Genomic DNA, 15565 nt, shown 5'->3' with positions numbered 1-15565 from the left:
TATGTTCAAAGATAAAGTCTTGTTGATTACCGGTGGGACCGGTTCATTTGGTAATGCAGTGTTGCGTCGATTCTTAAATTCTGATCTTCGGGAAATCCGTGTCTTCAGTCGCGATGAGAAGAAGCAGGACGACATGCGCAAGCGATACAACAGTCCAAAGCTGAAGTTCTATATTGGCGATGTACGTGATGCACGCAGCGTGGAGCAAGCAATGCGCGGCGTAGACTATGTTTTTCATGCTGCGGCGCTCAAGCAGGTGCCTTCATGCGAATTTCATCCTATGCAAGCAGTACGAACGAATGTACTGGGTACGGAAAACGTGTTAGAAGCCGCTATCCAGGCCGGCGTCAAGCGGGTGGTCTGCCTCAGCACTGACAAGGCTGTATATCCCATCAACGCCATGGGTATTAGCAAGGCGATGATGGAAAAGGTAATGGTCGCGGCTAGCCGTAACCTGGAGAACACAAATACAGTGATTTGCGGTACTCGTTATGGCAATGTGATGGCCTCTCGTGGTTCGGTGATTCCGTTGTTTGTCGATCAGGTGTTGACAGGAAAGCCTATTACTATCACAGATCCATCCATGACACGCTTCATGATGACTCTGGCGGATGCGGTGGATTTGGTGCTGTATGCATTCAAGCACGGTAATAACGGCGACATATTTGTTCAGAAGGCGCCAGCAGCAACAGTTGAAACTCTGGCAAAAGCGATCCTACAAGTAATGGGTCAACCTGAGCATCCAGTAAATGTAATAGGTACTCGCCATGGTGAGAAATTGTACGAAGCACTGCTTAGCCGTGAAGAGATGATCAACGCTGAGGACATGGGTGAATACTTTCGAGTGTCGCCAGACGGTCGTGATTTGAACTACGGCAAGTATTTCGAAGAGGGTGAGCTCAAACTGACGGACAACACCCACGGGGAAGATTACAACTCCCACAATACGACTCGTTTGGATGTCGATGGGATGAAAGCATTGCTTCTGAAGCTGGAATTTATGCAGCGTATTGCTCAAGGTGAGCATGTCGTAGCAGAGGACTAAGACGATGAAAAAACTAAAAGTCATGACGGTAGTGGGAACTCGTCCGGAGATCATCCGTCTCTCGCGCGTGATGGCGCAGCTCGATGAATACTGCGACCATGTTGTAGTGCATACCGGCCAGAACTACGACTATGAGCTAAATCAGATCTTCTTCGACGATCTGGGCATACGTAAGCCTGACCACTTCCTCAATGCAGCTGGCGGCAGCGCTGCAGAGACTATCGGGAAGGTGATCATTGCAGTGGATAGTGTGTTGGCTTTGGAGAAGCCCGATGCATTGTTGGTGTTGGGAGATACCAATAGCTGCATGGCGGTGCTTCCCGCCAAGCGGCGTAAGATTCCGGTATTCCATATGGAAGCAGGTAACCGCTGTTTTGATCAGCGTGTACCCGAAGAGATCAATCGTCGTATTGTGGACCATACGGCCGATGTGAACCTGACTTACAGCTCTATCGCACGAGAGTGCCTTTTGAGCGAAGGGCTGCCAACGGATCTTGTGATCAAGACGGGTAGTCCAATGGCTGAGGTTCTTGCTCACTATCAGCCTCGAATAGATGCATCCGATGTGCTTGAACGCTTGGGCCTGTCAGCCGATCAGTTTTTTGTGGTTAGCGCGCATCGCGAAGAAAATGTGGACTCCGACGTTAACTTCCGTAAATTGGTGAATTTGCTGAATTCGGTTGCGGAGAACTACGGATTGCCTGTAATTGTCTCTACGCACCCGCGTACGCAGAAGCGAGTAGACACGATGGGTGTGACGTTTCATTCCAAGGTGCAACTGCTCAAGCCTCTTGGTTTCAGTGATTACGTCAAGCTCCAAATGTCGGCGAAGGCTGTCCTGTCGGACAGTGGTACGATCACCGAAGAGTCATCTATTCTGAATTTTCCTGCGCTAAACCTGCGCGAGGCGCAGGAGCGTCATGAAGGCATGGAAGAAGCTGCGGTGATGCTGGTTGGTTTGGAAGAGGAGCGAGTGTTGCAGGGACTGGCGATCTTGCAGAATCAGCCGCGCGGCGATGAACGACTGTTGCTTCAAGTAGCAGATTACAGCATGCCAAATGTAAGCGACAAAGTGCTTCGTATCATTCACAGCTATACCGATTATGTGAATCGGGTAATCTGGAAAAAGTACTAAATTTGGCTCGGACCGATGAAAATAGCCCTGATCGCTGACACTTTTCCTCCATTGCGGAGTTCTGGAGCTGTTCAGCTCAGGGATTTATCGCGTGAGTTTACTTTACAAGGCCATCAGTTGACGGTCATTCTTCCATCCTGGGAAATTAAGGAGGATTTTCTTCTTGAAAAAATGGATGGTTTCCAGGTCTTGAGGCTGAAGTCCCCTAAAACAAAGGACGTTAGTTACGCGAGAAGAACATTGTCAGAATTTCTGATGCCATTTTTTATGAAAAGGGGCTATAAAAAGTCCCCTTTGCGTCACGAAAAATGGGATGGCGTTGCTTGGTATGCCCCTTCCATATTTCATGCGCCTTTTGTCAATGACTTGAAGAAAGCCAGTGATTGCAAAGGTTATCTGATAATAAGAGATATATTCCCTGAGTGGGCTGTTGATATGGGCTTGATGGGAAGGGGAATTATTTACCGTTTCTTCAGCGCAGTGGCCCGCTATCAATATTCTGTGGCCGATATCATCGGCGTTCAAACTCCTGGGAACATCGCATATTTTGAGGATTGGAAAAAGGGCAAGGGAAAAAAGCTGGTGGTGCTTCAGAACTGGCTTGCGGATACGAAGCCAGGTAGTTGCTCGATATCGATCAATAGGACGACTCTGGCTGGTCGAAAGATATTTGTGTATGCTGGGAATATGGGCGTCGCTCAGGGAATGGATATCCTGATAGATCTGGCAGAAAAACTTAAAGATCGTCGCGATATTGGATTTTTGTTTGTTGGTCGTGGTAGTGAGGCCAAAAGGCTGGCTGAGGAATCTCGGAGAAGGTCTTTGGATAACATGGAATTCAAGGATGAGATCCATCCTGATGAGATTCCTGCACTTTATGAGCAATGCTTCGCAGGTATTGTTTCTTTGGACCAGAGGCATAAATCCCACAACATTCCCGGGAAATTTCTTTCATATATGCAAAGCGGCATTCCCGTTCTGGCAAACATAAACCCTGGCAATGATCTTGCGGAGATCATAAGGAGCGAAGGTGTTGGTGTGGCTTGCGAGAGCGCTGACATCCTGGACTTAGAGCGAAAGGCTAATGCTTTGATCAATTCTGTCGAGACGGATGCCGATTTTCAGAAAAGATGTAGAGCTGTATATGAAAAAATGTTTTCGCCTTCGCAGGCTGTGAGACAAATCGTTCAGGAACTAGAAAGATAATAATGTCGGTACGAGTTTTCTCTGGGGATTTGATGGGCTCATTGATAGATGAGGCTAAATCCAATCCCAGAAGGCGAAAGCACAAGAACCTGCACGCTGACTATCAGGAGGCATGCCAGCGATTCTTCAATGCGATTGAGCCCGATAGCTATCTAAGGCCTCACTGCCACGGCCCCTACCAGGGGGCGGAGACTCTGATTGCCATCAAGGGTTTGCTGGCTTTCATGGTGTTTGGAAGCAAAGGGGAAGTGCAGGCTGTTCACCTATTCGGCGCAGGAAATCACGCAGAGGAGCTGGACGTGGCCGTGGGGGTCGAGGTTCAGCCGGGGCAATGGCACACAGTCATTTCACTTGAAAGCGGCTCTATATTGCTTGAAATGAAGGGGGGGCCCTTCGATCCGGAAGCTCCTAAGTATTTCGCCTCCTGGGCTCCCGAGGAAATGACTCAAGAAGGTCAGATTTACCTGGAGGCCTTGAAGAAGCATGTGTCACTTCCTGGGTAGCCATCTGAAGAATGCCAGCTTTCGATAGAACATCAAATAGCATAAAGAGCTGAGTATGAAAGACGCAGCAGTCAATAGTTTGCTCTGATAGGTCAGGACTGCCAATGTGCAGGGGATTGCTGCATAGATCCAGAGAAAAGGGGCGGTTAACCCGTTTTGCATAGGCTTTGAAAAATTGGAGAATATTTTTCGTGCCCAGCGTTTGTTGGCCAAAGAGTGCAGGTGAAAGAAGTCCGGCTCAGTTGGACTATAGCCTTCTCGGAGAGATCGCCGCAAAATGCTAAAGCCTACTTCAATAATAGGATAGGAGCAAACCAGCAGGCTGGTCCATGGGGAAACAGAATGATTGCGCTCTGGAAGAAGCACGGCAATCCATGCCAGTGTAAACCCAAGAAAATACGCGCCTCCGTCTCCCAAAAATATCTTTCCCTTTGGCCAGTTGACAAAAAAGAAACCTGCAACAGAACCCGCAATAATCAAGCAGGTAAAGGCAAGAGGGATATCCCCCACCAGCCTTGCGATGATACCGAAGGCGGCAAGAATAATCATTGCGGTGCCCGCTGTAAGACCGTTCAGGCCATCAATGATGTTGATAGAGTTGGCAACCCCGCCAACAGCGATGGCAGTAAATATCACGGAGATGATGGTAAAGCCCAGTAAGAAATCAAGGCCAGGAATATCGACGTGGGTGAGCGATGTTCCTGTAATTCCCCAGCCTAGAACGCCAGAGGCCATGGTGGCTAGGAGACGGATTTTTACCGATACCTTTTTTGTCAAATCTTCCAAAAGGCCAAAAATGAAAGCGGGTATCCCTGCCATGAGGATAGCACTAAGAATCATTCGCTTCTCTGCGGCAGCTGCATCATGGCTCGAGGCCGCGAAACCTGCAAAGACGCCTATGGCAATACCGATGCCACCAATTCGTGGAGTCGGGGTGGTGTGAACCTTCTGTACCCCACTACTAGAGTCCATGGAAAAGCTCCCATGCCATTTTTGGGTGGTAACCAGCAACACGCAGGTGATAAACGAAGCCAAACCTGCAAGAAACGCGTCATACCTGAATAACTCTTGAACAGAGAGAATTATCGAATTCATGGAGTGAGTGGATGTGGAATCGTTTTATGTTTTATATCGATGGTAGCTGACTCGGGGAAGTTGGCATCTTGCTCGTCTCCAAGAGCATTTGCGGCACAATGCAGCCCATCTGACTTGAACATTGTCCCACGGGACAGAGCCTTGATCTATGACCACCATTGACCCCACCACCCAGATCGCACCCCGCGACAAAGCTGAAATCCTGGCGCAAGCACTGCCCTATATCCGCAAGTTCCATGGCAAGACCATGGTCATCAAGTATGGCGGCAACGCCATGACCGATCCTGCCTTGCAGGCCGACTTTGCGGAAGATGTGGTGTTGCTCAAGCTGGTGGGGATTAACCCGGTGGTGGTTCATGGTGGTGGACCTCAGATCGAGGCGGCGCTGGGCCGTCTTGGCAAGAAGGGTGAATTCATTCAGGGCATGCGTGTCACGGATGAAGAAACCATGGAAGTGGTGGAGTGGGTGCTGGCTGGCGAGGTTCAGCAGGACATCGTGGGTCTGATCCATCAGGCGGGTGGCAAGGCCGTGGGCCTGACGGGGCGTGATGGCGGCTTGATTCGCGCCAAGAAGCTCAAGATGCTGGACAACAAGGATCCAAGCATCGAGCACGATGTGGGTCAGGTGGGTGACATCGTTGCCATCGACCCCAGCGTGGTGAAGGCGCTGCAGGACGATGCGTTCATTCCGGTGATCAGCCCTATCGGTTTTGGTGAAGAGAATGAAAGTTACAACATCAACGCCGACGTGGTTGCAAGCAAACTCGCAACAGTGTTGCAAGCTGAAAAGCTGGTGCTTTTAACCAACACTCCGGGTGTGCTGGACAAGGCCGGCAATCTGCTGACGGATCTGACGGCGCGCGAGATTGATGGCCTGTTTGCCGACGGCACGATTTCCGGCGGCATGTTGCCCAAGATTGCCGGCGCCCTGGACGCTGCCAAGGCCGGCGTGAATGCGGTGCACATCATCGATGGACGCGTGCCGCACTCCATGCTGCTGGAAATTTTGACGGACCAAGCGTATGGCACGATGATTCGCAGTCATTGATGAGCCTGTCTGGCCCTGACATGTGGTTGCTCTTCTCGAGTGACTTTTCACATATGGCGTTAACATCGCCGCAGGGCTTTCCCGGGCGGAGCCGTGCTCGAGACTCTGCCGCAAGCCGCCTTTGGGCGGCTTTTGTTTTTGAGCGAGGTAGGACTTTATGCGTTTGCTTCTGGTGGAAGATGATGTGATGGTGGCCAGCGGTATCAAGCTGGGTCTTTCCGATGCCGGTTATGCCGTGGACTGGGTGGGCAGCGCCGAGCGCGCGCTGGAGGTGCTGGCCCAGGAGGCGTTTGACGTGGCGGTGATCGATATCGGCCTGCCTGGCATCAATGGCCTGGAGCTGACACGCCGCCTGCGCAGCAGCGATGTGGAGAGCAAGGCCATGCCGGTGCTGATCCTCACGGCGCGCGATGCGCTGCAGGACCGGGTGCAGGGCCTGGACTGGGGCGCCGACGACTATATGGTCAAGCCTTTCGAGCTGCCCGAGTTGCTGGCGCGCCTGCGTGCGCTGATGCGCCGCTCGCAGGCGGCGACTTCGGCAGTGCTGAACTTCGGCTGCATCGAACTGGATACGGCGGGCCGTCGTGCCGGCGCGCGCCAGTTGCCTCAGGAGGGTGAGACCGAAGGCCGCCTGCTGCCCATTGATCTGGGGCCGCGTGAATGGACGGTGCTGGAGTATCTGCTGCTCAATGCTCCCAAGCCCGCCAGCAAGGAGAAGCTGCTGCAGGCCCTGACCGGCTGGGACCGTGAAATCACGCCGAATGCCGTGGAAGTTTATGTGTCCCGCCTGCGCAGCAAACTGGAGCCGCATGGCGTGGCCCTGCGTTCCATTCGCGGCTTCGGTTATCGGCTGGAGCTGATGCCAGAATCCGTTTGATTCTCTATTTGATAGCTGCTTGCGCCCGATTGATATGGGATTTGGTTATTTATATAGCTGAACTGGTTATTAATGAAGCGCTTGCAGCTATGAAAATAGAATACTCAAAGTTTCATTCAATAAGCATTAATGACCGCCAATCTGCGTTTTCGGCTGCTGGTTCTGCTTTTGGTGCCGCTGATGCTGCTGGCGGCCATGGGCGGCTGGTTCAGCTACAGCGCCGCGGACGAGGCGTCCACCCAGCATGACCAGCGCTTGCTGCGCCTGCTGCCGGCGCTGGCCGACTCGGTGCTAGCGCCTTCGATTGCGGACGGCACGCCGCCGCTGGTGTCGCTGACGCCCAGTGTCGAAGACTTTTTGCGCAATCAGGGCGACGAAGCCGGCTATGCCGTGGGCGATCTGCAAGGCAATGTGGTGGCCGGGGATGCCTGGATCAGCTTCGATGTGCCGGCGACCGGCACGGCGGAATTCCATAGCCAGGAGCATGACGGGGTGACTTATCGCGTTGCCGTGCTCAAGGCCGAAACCTATGGCGCCGGCGAAATGGTCGTCATGCTGGCCGACAGCAGCGATGTGCGCCAGCAATGGGTGCGCCAGTTGCTGATGCATGTGCTGCTGCCCAATCTGCTGCTGATCGCGGGCGCGGCCGTGGCCATTTACTGGTCGGTAAGCCGGGCCTTCAAGCCGCTGCACAAGCTGACTCAGGCGGTCGAGCGCCGCTCGCCGCGCGATCTGAGCCCGATTGACGAGCAGACTTCGCCGGCCGAGGTGCGGCCCCTGGTGCGCTCGCTCAATCGGCTGTTCTCGCTGGTCAATGCGCAGGCCGAGGGCCAGCGCCGTTTCGTCGCCGATGCGGCCCATCAGCTGCGCACGCCGCTGGCGGCCTTGCAGACCCAGGTGGAAGCCTGGGCCTTGAGCGGCCAGGAGGCCAGACGCCTGGCCAAGAGGACCGGGGAGCCGGCACACGTCGTGCTCACGGTGGAGCAGATCGAGCAATTGCGTGATGCAACGCGGCGCACCTCGCAGCTGGCGCGTCAGTTGCTGGCCCTGTCGCGTGCCGATGCGCGCAATGCCGAGGTGCAGCCGCTGCAGGAGGTGGATCTCAAGGAACTCTGCGAGAGCATGCTCGAGAGCTTTATCGATCGCGCGTCGATCAAGGAGCTGGACTTCGGTCTGGAGGTCGAGCCGGCATCGGTCTGGGGCCATAGCTGGCTGTTGCGCGAGCTGGTTTCCAACCTGGTGGAAAACGCCATCAAGTACACGCCCCGAGGCGGCAGCGTCACCTTGCGCTGCGGTCTGCGCCCCCGGCCCGTGGGCACGGACGATGCCACCTTGCTGCAGATGGCGGGTGTGCAGCAATGGGCTTTTGTCGAGGTTGACGATGACGGACCTGGCGTGCCCGAGGAAGAGCGCAGCCAGATTACCCAGCGCTTTTATCGCGCCCAGGGCGTAGTCGAAGAGGGCACCGGTTTGGGCCTCGCAATTGCAGACGAAATAACGCAATTGCATCAAGGTGTACTGAGTTTTGCAGATGGAAGTTTCGGTAAAGGCTTATTAGTAAGACTTGAAATTCCGGTTCAATCAGTTTCAGAAGGCATTCAAACGGTATCTGAAGCTCTCAAAGGTTAATTTCTCGGTTACGCTTGCGTGTTGGTGAGAGCGGGGGTGAAAGTTGGGGTGGAGACCGCAAGCCTGCTGTTTATTAAGGTTGGTTTGACGCACCTGACGCCTGCCGGTAAGGATAGTCGTGTGCTTAACAGTGCAACTGGCTGTGAGAAAATTGCTAATAAATACTGAGTCGCCTATGTCTGAGTCTGAAGTCCTGTCGCCTGTTTCCAATATTGAAAATCCCGCGGAGGACAGTCCTGCCGCTCCCGCCATGGCTCCCGCGCGCAAGCGTCCCAAGCCCGGCGAACGCCGCGAGCAAATCCTGCAGGCACTGGCCTCCATGCTGGAAAAGCCGGGTGCCGATCGCATTACCACGGCAGCCCTGGCAGCCCATTTGAGTGTGAGCGAGGCGGCGCTGTACCGTCACTTCGCCAGCAAGGCCCAAATGTTCGAAGGCCTGATCGAGTTCATCGAGCAGTCCGTCTTCACATTGGTGCAGCAGATCGTGGGCCGCGATGTGCCCGAGGCTGCGCATGACCCGATCACGGGCGTGCGCAATGCCAACCGCGTGGTGGCATTGCTGCTGCAGTTCGGCGAAAAGAATCCCGGCATGGTGCGCGTGATGGTCGGCGACGCCATTGTTTTCGAGCACGAGCGTCTGCAGACCCGCATGAACCAGTTCTTTGACCGCATCGAGTCCACCTTGCGCCAATGCCTGCGTCCTGCGGCCGGCGCCATGGGTTCTGCTGCGCCGACGGCCGAGGCATCGGTCGCGGCCAGTGTGCTGACTTCATTTGCGCTGGGCCGTTTGCAGCGCTATGCCCGCTCGGGCTTTCGCCGCCTGCCTACCGAGCATCTGGATGCCAGCCTGGCCATGATGGTCGTGGTCTGAGTCCCTTCCCGGGCACTTCTTCAAGAACGCCGCAGTCCCCGGACTGGCGGCGTTTTTTGTTGCATCTCGAGGGACGAGAGCCGGCGAAAACCTGGCGAGAAAAAGCCTAAGTATTTACCCTTGACGCAGTCAAAACAGGCTGGAAACTGTGCAAAATAGAACGAACGTTCGTTTTATTGAGAGTTTCATGGCCTCGTCTCCCGTTTCCCGTTCTTCCACTTCTCCCGCAGTCAGGGATGCGGCGCATAGGGCCGGCCGTTCGGGGCAGCACGGGGAGGCCGGGACTGCGAAGACTAGCGCAAAGTCTCGCAAGCTGCACGCTCCGGCGCAAGCTGCGGTTAGCCCCAGTAAGGCCGCCGAGGCTGCAGCCGCCCGGTCTGCGGGCCGCTCGCTCGCCAAAGGCCAGCAGACCAAGGCCACGATTGTGGAGGCGGCGCTCAATCTGGCAACCCATATCGGCCTGGAAGGCCTGTCCATTGGCGCGATTGCCGAGCTCACGGGCATGAGCAAATCGGGCGTGTTTGCCCATTTCGGCTCGCGTGAGGAATTGCAGATCTCCGTGGTGCACGAGTACCACGACCGCTTCGAGCAGGAAGTCTTCTACCCCGCCATCGAGGCGCCGCGCGGCATTCCGCGTCTGCGCGAGCTGTTTGGCAACTGGATGAAGCGCACCTCCATGGAGATCGATTCCGGCTGCATCTATATCAGCGGGGCGGTGGAGTTCGACGATCGTACGGGGCCGGTGCGCGATGCGCTGGCCGAGTCCGTCAGCACCTGGCTGGCCGCCATGCGCCGCACCATCGTGCAAAGCCAGGAATGCGGCGATCTGCGTGCCGATGCGGACGCCAGCCAGTTGCTGTTCGAGATTCACGGCCTGATTCTGGCCCTGCACTACGAGGCCCGCTTTCTGCATAGCGAGGGCTCGATCGAGCGGGCCCATGCAGGCTTCAACAATATTCTGGCGCGCTATGCCAGCGAGCCGCCGGCCGCCTGAGGCCGTCCGCAACCTGCGTCAGTTCACAACCAAAAGCAAACCGTTCAACGCGCAACCATCACAGGAGACGACCCATGCCCAGCTACAACCCGCCACTGCGTGACATGCAATTCCTCATGCACGAGGTCTTCAAGGTCACCGAGACCTACCAGCAGATTCCCAAGTACGCGGAGGTCGATGCCGACACCATCAACGCGGTGGTCGAGGAGGCGGGCAAATTTGCGGCGAATGTCGCGTTCCCATTGAATATCTCCGGCGATGAAGAGGGCTGCACGCTGAACAAGGAGACCCACGAGGTCACCACGCCCAAGGGCTTCAAGCAGGCCTATGCGCAGTTCATCGAAGGCGGCTGGCCTGCTCTGTCCTGCGATCCGGAGTATGGCGGGCAGGGCCTGCCCTTCGTGCTCAATTCGGCGCTGTATGAAATGCTCAACAGCGCCAACCAGGCCTGGACCATGTATCCCGGCCTGTCGCACGGCGCCTATGAGGCCCTGCATGCCTACGGCACGCCGGAGCAGAAGAAGATCTACCTGGGCAAGCTGACCAGCGGCGAGTGGACCGGCACCATGTGCCTGACCGAGCCCCATTGCGGCACCGACCTGGGCATGCTGCGCACCAAGGCCGAACCTCAGGCAGACGGCAGCTACAAGATCACCGGCAACAAGATCTTCATCTCGGCCGGCGAGCATGACTTCACCAGCAACATCGTGCACCTGGTGCTGGCGCGTCTGCCCGATGCGCCCGTCGGCTCCAAGGGCATCAGCCTGTTCGTCGTGCCCAAGTTCAAGGTGAAGGCCGATGGCTCGCTGGGCGAGCGCAATCCCATCTTCTGCGGTGCGCTGGAGCACAAGATGGGCATTCACGGCAATGCCACGGCCCAGATCAATATCGACGGTGCCATCGGCACCCTGGTGGGTGAGCCCAACAAGGGTCTGCAGGCCATGTTCGTGATGATGAACGCGGCCCGTCTGGGCGTGGGCAACCAGTCGCTGGGGCTGACCGAAGTGGCCTACCAGAATGCGCTGGCCTATGCCAAGGACCGCCTGCAGATGCGCAGCTTGTCGGGCGTGAAGGCCAAGGACAAGCCGGCCGATCCCATCATCGTCCACCCCGATGTGCGCCGCATGCTGCTCACGGCCAAGGCCTATGCCGAAGGCGGTCGCGCGTTGTCCACCTTCTGCGGTCTGCTGCTGGACAAGGAGCTGCACCACCCCGACGAGAAGGTACGCAAGGACAGCGGCGAGCTGGTGGCATTGCTGACGCCCATCGTCAAGGCCTTCATCACCGACAACGGCTGGACGGCGACGACGCTGAGCCAGCAGGTCTTCGGCGGCCACGGCTTCATCAAGGAATGGGGCATGGAGCAGTTTGTGCGCGATGCGCGCATCAACATGATCTATGAAGGCACGAACGGCATCCAGGCGCTGGATCTGCTGGGCCGCAAGATCCTGGGTAACCAGGGCGCGACGCTCAAGAAGTTCGGCAAGCTGATCGCCCAACTGGTGGAGGAAGAAGGCGTCAACGAGAAGATGAGCGAGTTCATCACGCCGATTGCCGTGCTGGGCGAGCAGATGACCAAGTTCACCACCGAGATCGGTTTCAAGGGCATGCAGAACCCCGACGAAGTCGGCGCCGCCGCTGTGGACTATCTGCGTGTGGCCGGCCATCTGGTCTTCGGCTACCTGTTTGCCCGCATGGCCCAGGTGGCGCTGCGCGAGATCGCGGCCGGCAATGCAGATCCCTTCTACTTGGGCAAGCTGCAGACCGCGCGCTTTTACTTCGCCAAGCTGTTCCCCGAGACGGCGACGCTGATGCGCACTGCTCGCGCTGGCAGCCAGTCGCTGATGGACAGCGACGCGGCCCTGGCCTGATGTTCCGCAGGTGCGTGCTGCTTCGCTATTTAAAGAGTAGCAGCATGCGCTTATTCATCCCTTGTTTTGAATATAAAGGACTCGGAAATGAAGAAGATCAAAGCGGTAGCAGCTCTTGTATTGGTAGCGGGTAGCATGTCCGCAGCCTGGGCGCAGATGTCGCCCGTAGGCACCTGGCGCAGCATGGATGAAAAGGAAAACACGCCCAAGGCGCAGGTGAAGATCACCGAGGCCGGCGGCGTGGTCACGGGCAAGGTCGAGGCCCTGCTGCGCAAGGGCGCGGACCCGAATGCGCTGTGCACCGAGTGCAAGGACGAGCTCAAGGACAAGCCCGTGGTGGGCATGACGCTGATCAGCGGCGTCAAAAAGGTCGAAGGCAAGGAGGTCTGGGAAGGCGGCAGGATTCTCGATCCCGAAAACGGCAAGACCTATGCCGTGCGCCTGACGCCCATCGACGAAGGCCAGAAGCTGGAAGTGCGTGGCTCCATTGGTCCTTTCTGGCGTACCCAGACCTGGATCCGCGTTCAGTAATTGAAATGAAGCCCCCTGAGTCGCTGCGCCTGGACGGCTGCGCGCCTTCCCCCTCTCTTTCGCGCTACGCGCTGGTGGAGTGGACGCAGCCCTTGCTGCGGGGCGGTGCGGCCGGCCGAGGCCCTTGCTCGGCTGCCCTGATCTGGGGCGCGCCAGTTTCATGCGCCGTGCGCATTATGAATAACTGAAATGAATGCAATCATGTCCCGATTCAATGTGAAAAAAGTCGCCGTGCTGGGCGCGGGCGTGATGGGTGCGCAGATCGCCGCCCATCTGGTCAACGTCAAGGTGCCGGTCATTTTGTTTGACCTCCCGGCCAAGGAAGGCTCCAAGAGCGGCATTGCAGAGCGTGCCATTGCCAATCTGAAAAAGCTCAAGCCTTCGCCGATCGGCGTGGCCGAGGATGTGGAGCTGATCCAGCCGGCCAACTACGAAGAGCATATGAAGCTGCTCAAGGGCTGCGACCTGGTGATCGAGGCCATTGCAGAGCGCATGGACTGGAAGCTGGACCTGTATCACAAGATCGCGCCCTTCGTCGCCAAGCATGCACTGCTGGCATCCAATACCTCGGGCCTGTCGATCACCAAGCTGTCCGAGGCCTTGCCCGACGCCATCAAGCCGCGCTTTTGCGGCATCCACTTCTTCAACCCGCCGCGCTATATGCAGCTGGTGGAGCTAATCAACACGCCCACCACGCAGGCCGAGGTGCTGGACCAGCTCGAAGCCTTTGTCACCAGCACGCTGGGCAAGGGCGTGGTCCGTGCGCACGACACACCCAACTTCATTGCCAACCGCATCGGTATCGCCGGCATGCTTTCCACGATGAAGGAGGTCGAGAACTTCGGTCTGTCCTTCGATGTGGTGGACGACCTCACGGGCAAGAAGCTGGGCCGTGCTTCCTCGGGCACCTTCCGCACTGCCGACGTGGTGGGCCTGGACACCATGGCCCATGTCGTCAAGACGCTGCAGGACAATCTGAGCCTGGAGACCGATCCCTTCTACGGCAGCTTCGGCACGCCGCCCGTGCTGGCCAAGCTGATCGAGCTGGGCAACCTGGGCCAGAAGACCAAGAAGGGCTTCTACAAAAAGGTCGGCCGCGACATCTTCCAGTTCGAGCTCGACAGCGAGGACTACATTCCCGCAGGCGGCAAGGCCGACGAGGTCTACGGCCGCATGCTCAAAAAGCCCGCTGCAGAGCGCCTGAAGCTGCTGCGCAATGCCGAGGGCAAGGAGGGCCAGTTCCTCTGGGCCATTTTGCGCAATAGCTTCCACTATGCCGCCGTGCATCTGCAATCCATTGCCGATTGCGCACGCGATGTGGACCAGGCCATGCGCTGGGGCTTCGGCATGAAGCAGGGCCCGTTCGAGCTGTGGCAGGAAGCCGGCTGGCTGGAGGTGGCCAGGATGGTCCAGGAGGATATCGACGCCGGCAAGGCGCTGTGCAAGGCGCCGCTGCCCCGATGGGTCTTCGAGGGTCCGGTGGCCGAGGCCGGCGGCGTGCATACGGGCAATGGCTCGTGGAGCCCTGCACAGAACAGGTTTGTGCCGCGCCGTGTGCTGCCCGTGTACGAGCGCCAGCTCTTCCCCGAGAAACTGCTGGGTGAAACCGATCTGCCCGACTGGCAGACGGCTGGCACGACGATTGCCGAAACCAGGGCGCTGCGCACCTGGACGCTGGACGGCAAGGTCCTGATCGCCAGCATCAAGAACAAGATGCATGCCATCAGCCCCGAAGTCATGGAAGGTCTGATGGAGGCGGTGGATACGGCCGAGAGCGACTTCGACGGCATGGTCATCTGGTCCGGCGATGCGCCCTTCAGCGTGGGCGCCGACCTGGAGGCCACCATGCCTGCCTTTGTGATCGGTGGAGCGGACGCCATCGAGAGCATCGAGCAGGAGCTGCAGAATCTGATGCTGCGCCTGCGTTATGCACAGGTGCCCGTGGTGTCTGCCATTCACGGGCTGGCGCTGGGCGGCGGCTGCGAGATGGCGGTTTACTCGGCGCGTCGCGTGGCCCACATGGAAAGCTATATCGGCCTGGTGGAAGTCGGCGTGGGTCTGGTGCCCGGCGCCGGCGGCCTGACCTATATCGCGCGCCGTGCTGCCGAGAATGCGGCCACCAGCACCGGCAAGGATTTGCTGCCCTTCCTGACCGAAGGCTTCACGGCCGCGGCCATGGCCAAGGTGGGGACCAGCGCGCTGGAGTCGCGCAAGCTCGGCTATCTGCTGGACAGCGACATCGTCGTGGCCCACAAGGACGAGGTGCTGTTCGTGGCCATCAACGAGGCCAAGGCCATGGCGGCCGGCGGCTGGCGTGCGCCGCACAAGCGTAGCTTCCCCGTGGCGGGCCGTAGCGGCCAGGCAACGATCAAGGGTTCGCTGGTGAATATGCGCGACGGCGGCTTCATCAGCGAGTTCGACCAGCATATTGCGGGCCTGATCGCCAATGTGGTCTGTGGCGGCGATGTCGATGCCGGCACGCTGGTGGATGAGGCCTATCTGATGAGCCTGGAGCGCAAGGCTTTCTGTCATCTGATTGCCCACCCCAAGACCCATGAACGAATCCTGGGCATGTTGAATACCGGCAAGCCGGTTCGCAACTGATTTGATATGAGCATCCCCCTGAGTCGCTGCGCGCCTTCCCCCTTCTCTCGCTTTGCGGGAAGGGGGACGCCAGCAACGCTGCGGGGCGGCCCTTGCTCGCTGGCTGCTGATATGCGCCGCGAAGCAATTGAAGCCTTGCACACAGGTTAAAGAGCT

13 protein-coding genes are annotated in these 15565 nt (G+C 57.5%); 12 read left to right on the top strand and 1 reads right to left on the bottom strand.

From position 1 onward, the window contains the following. Position 1 precedes the first annotated feature (1 nt). The 4 genes from DJFAAGMI_RS10860 to DJFAAGMI_RS10845 are packed head-to-tail and all read left to right on the top strand — an operon-like array spanning position 2 to position 3889. Entirely contained in the window at positions 2-1045 is a 1044-nt protein-coding gene (locus DJFAAGMI_RS10860) for a polysaccharide biosynthesis protein (RefSeq protein WP_211457149.1), read from the top strand. Positions 1046-1049: 4 nt separating this feature from the next. Beyond that, a complete protein-coding gene (gene wecB / locus DJFAAGMI_RS10855; protein WP_211457148.1) occupies positions 1050-2180 on the top strand; it encodes a non-hydrolyzing UDP-N-acetylglucosamine 2-epimerase in 1131 nt (376 codons plus the stop codon). A gap of 15 nt (positions 2181-2195) precedes the next feature. Then, positions 2196-3386, top strand: a complete 1191-nt coding sequence (locus DJFAAGMI_RS10850; protein ID WP_211457147.1) for a glycosyltransferase family 4 protein — start codon at positions 2196-2198, stop codon at positions 3384-3386. Between the two features lie 2 nt (positions 3387-3388). Next, positions 3389-3889 (top strand): WbuC family cupin fold metalloprotein, encoded by a 501-nt coding sequence (locus DJFAAGMI_RS10845; protein ID WP_211457146.1) that lies wholly within the window; start codon positions 3389-3391, stop codon positions 3887-3889. Here DJFAAGMI_RS10845 and DJFAAGMI_RS10840 read toward each other — a convergent pair. Further along, positions 3875-4984, bottom strand: a complete 1110-nt coding sequence (locus tag DJFAAGMI_RS10840) for an MraY family glycosyltransferase (RefSeq protein ID WP_211457145.1) — start codon at positions 4982-4984, stop codon at positions 3875-3877. The genes DJFAAGMI_RS10845 and DJFAAGMI_RS10840 overlap by 15 nt on opposite strands. A gap of 148 nt (positions 4985-5132) precedes the next feature. Here DJFAAGMI_RS10840 and argB point away from each other — a divergent pair, with 148 nt between their 5' ends. The 8 genes from argB to DJFAAGMI_RS10800 all read left to right on the top strand — a co-directional run bounded on the left by argB (position 5133) and on the right by DJFAAGMI_RS10800 (position 15409). Further along, a complete protein-coding gene (gene argB / locus DJFAAGMI_RS10835) occupies positions 5133-6032 on the top strand; it encodes an acetylglutamate kinase (RefSeq protein ID WP_167004212.1) in 900 nt (299 codons plus the stop codon). Between the two features lie 157 nt (positions 6033-6189). Further along, positions 6190-6909 carry a response regulator transcription factor gene (locus DJFAAGMI_RS10830; RefSeq protein ID WP_003051054.1) on the top strand — a complete coding sequence of 240 codons (720 nt, stop codon included), beginning with the start codon at positions 6190-6192 and terminating at the stop codon, positions 6907-6909. Between the two features lie 129 nt (positions 6910-7038). Next, positions 7039-8538 (top strand): sensor histidine kinase, encoded by a 1500-nt coding sequence (locus tag DJFAAGMI_RS10825; protein ID WP_211457144.1) that lies wholly within the window; start codon positions 7039-7041, stop codon positions 8536-8538. A gap of 175 nt (positions 8539-8713) precedes the next feature. Then, a complete protein-coding gene (gene slmA / locus DJFAAGMI_RS10820; protein WP_019044025.1) occupies positions 8714-9409 on the top strand; it encodes a nucleoid occlusion factor SlmA in 696 nt (231 codons plus the stop codon). Between the two features lie 187 nt (positions 9410-9596). Next, positions 9597-10403 (top strand): TetR/AcrR family transcriptional regulator, encoded by an 807-nt coding sequence (locus tag DJFAAGMI_RS10815; RefSeq protein WP_167004217.1) that lies wholly within the window; start codon positions 9597-9599, stop codon positions 10401-10403. Between the two features lie 74 nt (positions 10404-10477). After that, a complete protein-coding gene (locus tag DJFAAGMI_RS10810) occupies positions 10478-12274 on the top strand; it encodes an acyl-CoA dehydrogenase C-terminal domain-containing protein (RefSeq protein ID WP_211457143.1) in 1797 nt (598 codons plus the stop codon). 87 nt (positions 12275-12361) lie between these two features. Next, complete coding sequence (locus DJFAAGMI_RS10805; RefSeq protein WP_043006786.1) at positions 12362-12805, top strand: DUF2147 domain-containing protein; 444 nt, start codon at positions 12362-12364, stop codon at positions 12803-12805. Between the two features lie 201 nt (positions 12806-13006). Next, complete coding sequence (locus DJFAAGMI_RS10800) at positions 13007-15409, top strand: 3-hydroxyacyl-CoA dehydrogenase/enoyl-CoA hydratase family protein (protein WP_211457142.1); 2403 nt, start codon at positions 13007-13009, stop codon at positions 15407-15409. The last annotated feature ends 156 nt before the right edge of the window (positions 15410-15565 follow it).

The organism is Comamonas brasiliensis, assembly GCF_018292285.1.
Lineage (GTDB): Bacteria > Pseudomonadota > Gammaproteobacteria > Burkholderiales > Burkholderiaceae_C > Comamonas > Comamonas brasiliensis.
This window is presented reverse-complemented; position numbering and strand designations above follow the sequence as displayed.

Coding starts and splice junctions, on each gene's coding strand:
- DJFAAGMI_RS10860 (WP_211457149.1), top strand. CDS start 2: ATGTTCAAAGATAAAGTCTTGTTGATTACCGGTGGGACCGGTTCATTT.
- wecB (WP_211457148.1), top strand. CDS start 1,050: ATGAAAAAACTAAAAGTCATGACGGTAGTGGGAACTCGTCCGGAGATC.
- DJFAAGMI_RS10850 (WP_211457147.1), top strand. CDS start 2,196: ATGAAAATAGCCCTGATCGCTGACACTTTTCCTCCATTGCGGAGTTCT.
- DJFAAGMI_RS10845 (WP_211457146.1), top strand. CDS start 3,389: ATGTCGGTACGAGTTTTCTCTGGGGATTTGATGGGCTCATTGATAGAT.
- DJFAAGMI_RS10840 (WP_211457145.1), bottom strand. CDS start 4,984: ATGAATTCGATAATTCTCTCTGTTCAAGAGTTATTCAGGTATGACGCG.
- argB (WP_167004212.1), top strand. CDS start 5,133: ATGACCACCATTGACCCCACCACCCAGATCGCACCCCGCGACAAAGCT.
- DJFAAGMI_RS10830 (WP_003051054.1), top strand. CDS start 6,190: ATGCGTTTGCTTCTGGTGGAAGATGATGTGATGGTGGCCAGCGGTATC.
- DJFAAGMI_RS10825 (WP_211457144.1), top strand. CDS start 7,039: ATGACCGCCAATCTGCGTTTTCGGCTGCTGGTTCTGCTTTTGGTGCCG.
- slmA (WP_019044025.1), top strand. CDS start 8,714: ATGTCTGAGTCTGAAGTCCTGTCGCCTGTTTCCAATATTGAAAATCCC.
- DJFAAGMI_RS10815 (WP_167004217.1), top strand. CDS start 9,597: ATGGCCTCGTCTCCCGTTTCCCGTTCTTCCACTTCTCCCGCAGTCAGG.
- DJFAAGMI_RS10810 (WP_211457143.1), top strand. CDS start 10,478: ATGCCCAGCTACAACCCGCCACTGCGTGACATGCAATTCCTCATGCAC.
- DJFAAGMI_RS10805 (WP_043006786.1), top strand. CDS start 12,362: ATGAAGAAGATCAAAGCGGTAGCAGCTCTTGTATTGGTAGCGGGTAGC.
- DJFAAGMI_RS10800 (WP_211457142.1), top strand. CDS start 13,007: ATGTCCCGATTCAATGTGAAAAAAGTCGCCGTGCTGGGCGCGGGCGTG.